Below are 7,361 nucleotides of genomic sequence, written 5' to 3'. Positions count from 1 at the left end.
TGGTGAGGCTGCTCGGCGGGCTGATCGGCGGGGCGCCGGGGCGGGCGACGGGCGGGCCAGTGTCGCCGGGGCGTGCCTATATGGTCGGCGAGCGCGGGCCGGAACTGTTCGTGCCGACGACGAGCGGGAGCGTTGCTGCGTCGGGGAGCGGTGGGGCGGCGCGCGAGGTGCGGGTCGCGATCACGGTGAACGCGCGCGGCGGCGAGGCACCCGCGGCGCTAGCGCAGTCGAGCGCGCAGGTGGCGCGCGCGGTGAAGGCGGCGCTGATGGCGGTCGAGGATTAGGAATCCGGCTGGCGGCTCCGCTCCTCAACCTGTGCCTCCGCGAAGGCGGAGGCCCAGTCTGGGCTCCCGCCTTCGCGGGAGCACATTCTCGTGACGATAAAGAGCGGGAGGCTTTTGCATGGGCTTTTGGCTGGCATCCGCCCGCAAGGGGCAGGCGAGCGATCCGATCCAGCGGTTCGATGCGCGGTTCTGGACGGTCAATTTTCCGCGGCCGATGATGGCAGCGGCGACGACGCCGGCGCCCGATACGCTCAGGGTCGATTGCGTGTTCTACCGGCAGGACGATCTGGCGGGGGTGATCTGGGAGGCGGCGTACGCGATCGATCATCCGCTGCTGCGGTATGAGACGGCGCGCGATTTTCGCGGGTGCCGGCTGGCGTTCCGCTGGCGGGCGGGCGGGGTGAAGCCGCTCGATGCGGTCGATGGCCCGACGCTGACGATCGAGGGGCGCGACGCCGAAGGACGCCCACGCGCCTGGTATGTGCGGCTGTGGAACTATGCGCGCGGGACGCCCGAGGATGCGCGCGTGTCGATCGACTTCGGGCGACTGGAGGGCGGGTTCCTGCTGCCGGGCGAGGCCGATCCGGTATGGGCGGGGGATATCGACCGGATGTTCATCTCGCTCGTCGCGCCGGGCTTTACGCGTGCCGATGCGGTGCTGGCGAGCGCTGCAGAAGGATGGGCGGAGCTGTCCGACATCCGCTGCGACGGGCCGGGAGCGGTGATCGCGATGGGCGATGTGGTCGTGCCCGAGCATGGGTTCAGCATCGCGAGCGGGTATGACGACAGCTACAATGTGACGCCGGCGCGGTTGCTGCGGCAGGCGCTGCACCTCGGCTATCGCGGGGCGATCTGCCACTATGTGGGCATGAGCCATTATTTCCGGCTCGAGCAGCTGGGCGGCGGTTTCTATGTGAGCCTGACGGGGGGCGCGCTGAACGCGGCGTGTGTCGCCTGGCACCGGGACTTCGCGGCGAAGGCGGCGGAGCTCGGCTATGATATCATCTGGTCGCTGAGCTACGAGCTGTTCGACGCGCATTGCTGGAACGACTGGAAGCAGCGCGCGAGCGACGGATCGCCGGCGTTGACCGGGTGGGTGCCGCCATCGACGCTGCTGTCGCCGGCTCATGCGGGGGCGATGGGGTATCTGCAGGCGGTAGCGCGCGCGTTCGTCGCAATCGGCGGCGGCGCGGGGCTGGCGCCGAAGTTCCAGATCGGCGAGCCGTGGTGGTGGGTGACGGCGGACGGGCGGCCGTGTTTGTATGACGCGAGCGCGGTGGCTGCCTTCGCGCCCGTGCCGATCGCGAGCGTGAAGGGCGCGCAGTCGGCCGCGGCGAAAGCGACGCTGGACGCGGCGGGGGCGTGCCTGGCGGCATCGACCGCGGCGCTGACCGCGGCGGTGAGGCTGGATCATCCGAAGTGCGAGACGCATTTGCTCGCCTATCTTCCGAGCGTGCTCGATCCGGCGGCACCGGAAGTCAGGCGCGCGAATTTGCCGACCGGATGGGCGCGACCGGCGTTCGACCGGCTGCAGCTGGAGGATTATGACTGGGTGACCACTGGCGACACCGCTGCGACCGCGCGGGGCGTGGCGGCGGCCAGCGTTCGGCTCGGCTATCCGGTGCGCGAACAGGACTATCTTTCGGGCTTCGTGCTGCGGCCGGAGCAATCGGCGCAATGGGGGCGGATCGATGCGGCGGCGCGCGCGGCGCAAGCGCGGGGCGTGGCGCGCGCCTTCGTATGGGCGCTGCCCCAGGTCGCGCGCGACGGCTTCGTGCATTTCGACGAGGAAGAGGAGGCGGATGTGCAGGCGTTCGACGATGTGAGCTTTCCGCTGGCACTCGGCCGCGAGGCGGAGGTGGTGCCCGAAACCGCGACCGCGATCCTGACGAGCGCGGGCGGGCATGAGACGCGTAATGCGAGCTGGGCGGCGGCGCGGACGCGCTATGATGTCGGACCGGGGGTGCGCAGCGAAGCGGACGTGGCGGCGCTGCTCGGCTTCTTCCGCGCGCGGATGGGGCCGGCGCGCGGGTTTCGGCTGCGCGATCCGTTCGACTTTACGGGCGTGGACGAGGCGATCGGGACCGGTGACGGGGTGACGACCGGGTTCGCGCTAGTGAAGCACTACGGCGAGAGTGCGCGGCGGATCACGCGGCCGGTGGCTGGGAGCGCCTCGGTGTCGGTGGCGGGCGTGGCGACGCAGGGCTTTACGCTGGAGACGGGTGGTCGCGTCGTTCTGGATACGGCGCCGGCGGCTGGTGCGGCGGTGACCGCGAGCTTCCTGTTCGACGTGCCCGTGCGCTTTGCCGAGGATCGGCTGAGCGTCAGTCGCGCGACGTTCGGCGCGGGCGTGGCCACGTCGGTCCCGCTGATCGAGATCCGCGAGGAAGCCGGGGATGTTTGACGAGACGCTAACGACGGTCGCGGTCTGCTGGCGGGTCGAGCGGTGGGACGGGGTGGCGATCGGGCTGACGGACCATGACCGCGATCTCGTCATTGACGGGCTAGTCCACCGCGCCGCGCCCGGGATGGTGCCGTCGGCGATCAGCCGATCGGACGGGCTGGATGCCGATACGATGGACGTATCGGGCGCGCTGACCTCTGCGGCGATCGGCGAGCGCGATCTGCTGGCGGGGCGATGGGACGGCGCGCAGGTCGCGATCTTTGCGGTCGATTGGTGCGACCTGACGCGGCGAGTAGCGCTGGGCGAGGGAACGATCGGCGCGGTCGAGACGAAGGACGGCGGGTTTTCGGCCGAGCTACGCGGGCTGGCGGCAGCGCTCGACCGACCGGTGGTAGACGCGACCTCACCCGAATGCCGGGCGATGCTGGGCGATGCGCGGTGCCGCGTGGCGATGGCGCCGCGGCGGTTTTTCGCGCGGATTGTGGGGGTCGACGACACTACGTTGACGCTGGACCGGAGCGAGCCGGCGCCGAACGGATGGGGCGGGGGTCGCGTGCGCTGGCTGTCGGGGGAGAATTGCGGGCTGGAGAGCGCGGTCGTTCTGTCGGCGGTCGCGACCGCGACGCTCGACCAGCCGCCGGCGTTCGACGTGGCCGCGGGCACGCTGATCGAGGTGAGCGAGGGATGCGACAAGAGCCTGGCGACGTGCGCGACGCGGTTCGGGAATGCGGCGAACTTTCGGGGCGAGCCGTATCTGCCGGGGATCGACCTGCTGACCCGCTATCCCGGGGGGTGAGGATCGTCGCGGCGGCCCGGGCGGCGCTGTGGACACCATTCCGTGCGCAGGGGCGTATATCCGGCGAGGCGCTGGATTGCGTCGGGCTGGCGGCTGTGGCGCTGAAGGCGGGCGGCTTCGCAGGCGCGGTGCCTGAGGGCTATGCGCTGCGGCGGGGCGATGCGGCGCGGGTGTCGGGGCAGATGCTCGCGGCCGGGCTGGAGCCGTGTGCTGAAGACGAAACGGGCGCGCTGCTGCTGTGCGCGAGCGGGCCGGGGCAGCTGCATCTGGCGATCGGCACGGGCGCGGGGATCATCCACGCCGATGCCGCGATCGGGCACGTCGTCGAGCGGCCGGGCGCGCCGCCATGGCCGGTGATCGGCGCCTATCGTTTGGGGGATTGAAATGGCGACTTTGCTGCTGACGGCGGTCGGCACCGCGATCGGCGGACCGGTGGGCGGCGCGATCGGCGCGCTACTCGGGCAGGCCGTGGATTCGCGGACGCTGTTCGCGCCGAAAGGGCGACAGGGGCCGCGGCTGACGGAATTGCAGGTCCAGACGTCATCCTATGGCACGCAGATTCCGCAAGTGTTCGGGCGGATGCGGGTTGCGGGCTGCGTGATCTGGGCGACCGACCTGAAGGAAGCGAGTCACCGGTCGGGGGGCAAGGGCCAGCCTTCGGTCACGCAATACAGCTATTCGGTGTCGTTCGCGGTTGCGCTGTCGGGGCGTGCGGTCGCGGACGTCGGGCGGATCTGGGCGGACGGCAAGCTGTTGCGGGGGGCGAGCGGCGACTTCAAGACCGAGACGGGGTTCAGGCTGCACCGCGGTCCGGAGGACCAGCCGGTCGATCCGCTGATCGCTGCGGCGGAAGGCGCAGGCTTGGCGCCGGCGCACCGCGGCATCGCCTATGCGGTGTTCGAGGATTTCGCGCTTGCCGAATATGGCAATCGCATTCCGTCGCTGACCTTCGAGGTGATTGCGGATGACGGCGCGATGGCGACGGGCGATATCGCCGAAGCCATAGGCGCGGGCGTGGTCGCCGGCACAGGGCACGGCGTCCCGCTGGAAGGGTTTTCCGCTTACGGCGACGGCGCGCGCGCCGTGATCGAGACGCTGGGCGGTATCGACGGCGGATGGTTCGCGAGCGATGCGGGTTCCTTGCGACTGGTGACCCGCGGGGACGCGCTAACGGCGGAGCTTGCCGATGCCGGCGTCGGCGGTGCGCGTGCGCAGCGGCGGATTGCGCCCATCGAGACGACGGCGAAGACGCTGAGCGTCGCGCATTACGACCCCGCGCGCGACTATCAGACCGGGGTGCAGCAGGCGGCGCGGGCGGGTGCGGGTTGGCGCGCCGAGCGATCCGATCTGCCCGCAAGCCTGTCGGCCGGCGCGGCCAAGGGCGTGGCGCAGGCACGGATGGCCGCGACGCAGGCCGCGCGGCGGACGCGCACCGTCGCACTGGGGCTCGGCGCGCTCGGTATCGCGCCGGGTGCGATCGTCGCGATTGCAGGCGAGCGGGGCCGGTGGCGCGTGTCCAAGGCGGCTTGCGAAGGCTTCGTCGTCACGCTGGACCTGGTGGCGCTCGCCGGCGCGGTTCCGGCGATCGAGGCGACGAGCGGCAGGGTTTCGAGCGCGTTGGACCTTATGGCGGGCGGAACGATTCTGTCGGTCGTGGAAGCCCCCGCGCTTGACGATGCGCTGCTCAGCCAGCCGCGACTGACGATCGTGGCGTGCGGAACCAAACCGGGCTGGCGTCGCGCGGTGCTGCAATATTCGATCGATGACGGCGCAAGCTGGGTTCCGATCGGATCGACCGCGCCGGCAGGGGCGATCGGCAAGCTCGCCGCGCCGCTGGGCGACGGGCCGGCGACGCTGGTCGATCGAAGCCGGACAGTGGAAGTCAGTTTCCCCCATGATGGCGTAACACTGACGGGGGCGGATCCGGGGCGGATCGATGCGGGCGCCAATCTGGCGGCTGTGGGTGACGAGCTGATCCAGTTCGAGACCGCGACTCGGATCGCGCCGGGTCGCTGGCGGCTGAGCGGATTGTGGCGCGGGCGCGTGGCGACAGGTGTTGCGGAGCACCCGTCGGGTGCGGCCTTTACGGTGATCGATGCAGGGAGTGCGGTGGCGATCTCGCTCGCGGCGCAACCGGGGCAAATCGTGCAGGTGATGGCCGCCGGCGTTGGCGATGCGGCGCCGGTCGTCGTCACGCACATGATGACCGGCGCCGCAATCCTGCCACCAGCACCGGTCCATCTGCGCGCATCCCGCGGCGATGACGGCGGCGTGCGTGCGAGCTGGGTGCGGCGCGCGCGAAGCGGCGGGCGGTGGATTGACGGGACGGACGTTCCGCTGTGCGAGGACCGCGAGGCCTATCTGCTGTCGGTCGAGGGGCAAGACGCGGTGCGGGAAATTGCGGAGCCGGCGGCGATGCTCGCGGTCGGCGAGGCGCCCGGGACGCCCGCGGGCATCATCCTACGCCAGGTCGGGAGTCGGGGTGTCTCGCGTGCGGCGACCGTAGTGGTCTGACTCGATAAAAGGAGAGCGCGAAATGAACGACGATCGGAGCGCGCGACTTGCGCTGCCCTTGCTTCAGCCTTCGCAGGCGCAAAAGGAAATGTTCCACAACGAGGCCCTGGCGCTGATCGACATCGCGGTGCAGCCGGTCGCGCAATCGGTGGGGGATGCCAATCCCCCCTCCGCGCCCCAGGTCGGCCAATGCTGGATCGTGGGGTCTGCACCGACCGGCGAATGGGCGGACAATGCGCTGGCGCTGGCCGGGTTCACGGCGGGGGGTTGGCGGTTTGTTTCGCCTTTCCAGGGGTTTGCTGTGTGGAGCATCGCCGATGGGTGTCTCGCCACGTTCGATGGCGCTGCCTGGTCGATCGGGAGGATCGCGGGCTCGGCGCTCGTTATCGGGGGCGTGCGCGTCGTCGGGGCGCAGTCGTCCGCGATCGCGGACCCGATCGGCGGGCCATTGATCGATGCCGAGGCACGCTCCACCGTCGCGGCGATCCTGGCCGCGCTGCGAACCCATGGATTGATCGCCGCTTAACCATCGGCAATTGTTGCAATTGCGCAACAGGCCCCAAATTTTGTTCGCTTGCGAGGAAACCAACCTTCCGATAGTGAGTTTGCGCTGTCCGTAGTGACAACTCAGAAAGGGGATTATGATGCGGAAGATTGCCGTCGTTCTGGCACTCGCTTCTACCGCGCTCGCTTCGCCCGCCCTCGCCCGCGACAAGTCGTGGTACGTCGGCGTCGAGGGTGGCGCGATGATCGTCGAAGACATCGACTTCGATATCAATGGCGTCAAGACCGCCGCGACCGTCGACCATGATTACGGGTATGACGTCGATGGCGTGATCGGCTACGACTTCGGGGCATTCCGCCTCGAAACCGAAGTCGGCTATCGCAGCGCGACGGTGGATGGCTACCGCTCGACGGTCGGCACGCCGGCGTACACCGCAGCTGGCTTGGGCACCGCGCCTGCCGGCTCATACGACTATGCAGGCGGCCGCACCTCGGCGCTCAGCTTCATGGTCAACGGCCTGCTCGACTTCGGTGACGATGACGGCATCCAGGGCTTTGTCGGCGGCGGTGTCGGTGTCGCGCGCGTCAAGGCGCGTTACGGCCTGAACACGCGTGGCGACTTCCTCGACGATTCCGATACGGTCTTCGCCTATCAGGGTCTCGCAGGCGTTCGCGCGCCGCTGACCGATCACATCGACGCGACGCTGAAGTATCGTTTCTTCAACGCCGACAACGTCAAGCTGATCGACGTTGCCAACCGTGGCTATGAGGGCCGTTACCGCTCGCACAGCATCCTGGGCGGCATCACCTACAACTTCGGTGCGCCGGAAGAAGCGGCTCCGCCGCCACCCCCGCCGCC

6 protein-coding genes and 1 pseudogene are annotated in these 7,361 nt (G+C 69.7%); all 7 read left to right on the top strand.

Features of this window, described 5'->3' with window-relative positions:
* A pseudogene (locus BOS5A_RS00065) lies at positions 1-284 on the top strand (tail tape measure protein); the annotation flags it as partial.
* A gap of 118 nt (positions 285-402) precedes the next feature.
* Positions 403-2,688, top strand: a complete 2,286-nt coding sequence (locus BOS5A_RS00060; protein ID WP_151953195.1) for a DUF2460 domain-containing protein — start codon at positions 403-405, stop codon at positions 2,686-2,688.
* The gene (locus BOS5A_RS00055; protein WP_151953194.1) at positions 2,681-3,484 is read left to right on the top strand and encodes a DUF2163 domain-containing protein; all 804 of its coding nucleotides are present in this window, start codon (positions 2,681-2,683) and stop codon (positions 3,482-3,484) included. The genes BOS5A_RS00060 and BOS5A_RS00055 overlap by 8 nt, the downstream gene beginning before the upstream one ends.
* A complete protein-coding gene (locus BOS5A_RS00050; RefSeq protein ID WP_151953193.1) occupies positions 3,481-3,867 on the top strand; it encodes a peptidoglycan endopeptidase in 387 nt (128 codons plus the stop codon). The genes BOS5A_RS00055 and BOS5A_RS00050 overlap by 4 nt, the downstream gene beginning before the upstream one ends.
* 1 nt (position 3,868) lies before the next feature.
* Entirely contained in the window at positions 3,869-5,998 is a 2,130-nt protein-coding gene (locus BOS5A_RS00045) for a phage tail protein (protein ID WP_151953192.1), read from the top strand.
* A 22-nt stretch (positions 5,999-6,020) separates the two neighbouring features.
* Positions 6,021-6,524, top strand: coding sequence for a DUF2793 domain-containing protein (locus BOS5A_RS00040; protein ID WP_151953191.1), 504 nt, complete (start codon positions 6,021-6,023; stop codon positions 6,522-6,524).
* Positions 6,525-6,642: 118 nt separating this feature from the next.
* On the top strand, positions 6,643-7,361 hold a 719-nt coding region (locus BOS5A_RS00035), incomplete at its 3' end, for an outer membrane protein (protein ID WP_151953190.1).

Origin of the sequence: Sphingomonas sp. EC-HK361, assembly GCF_902498785.1 — a bacterium.
Lineage (GTDB): Bacteria > Pseudomonadota > Alphaproteobacteria > Sphingomonadales > Sphingomonadaceae > Sphingomonas.
The sequence above is the reverse complement of the archived record's forward strand: the minus strand, read 5'-3'. Positions and strand labels throughout refer to the sequence as shown.

Bases quoted from the DNA above. Each gene is read 5' to 3' on its own strand.
- BOS5A_RS00060 (WP_151953195.1), top strand. From the start codon at position 403: ATGGGCTTTTGGCTGGCATCCGCCCGCAAGGGGCAGGCGAGCGATCCG.
- BOS5A_RS00055 (WP_151953194.1), top strand. From the start codon at position 2,681: ATGTTTGACGAGACGCTAACGACGGTCGCGGTCTGCTGGCGGGTCGAG.
- BOS5A_RS00045 (WP_151953192.1), top strand. From the start codon at position 3,869: ATGGCGACTTTGCTGCTGACGGCGGTCGGCACCGCGATCGGCGGACCG.
- BOS5A_RS00040 (WP_151953191.1), top strand. From the start codon at position 6,021: ATGAACGACGATCGGAGCGCGCGACTTGCGCTGCCCTTGCTTCAGCCT.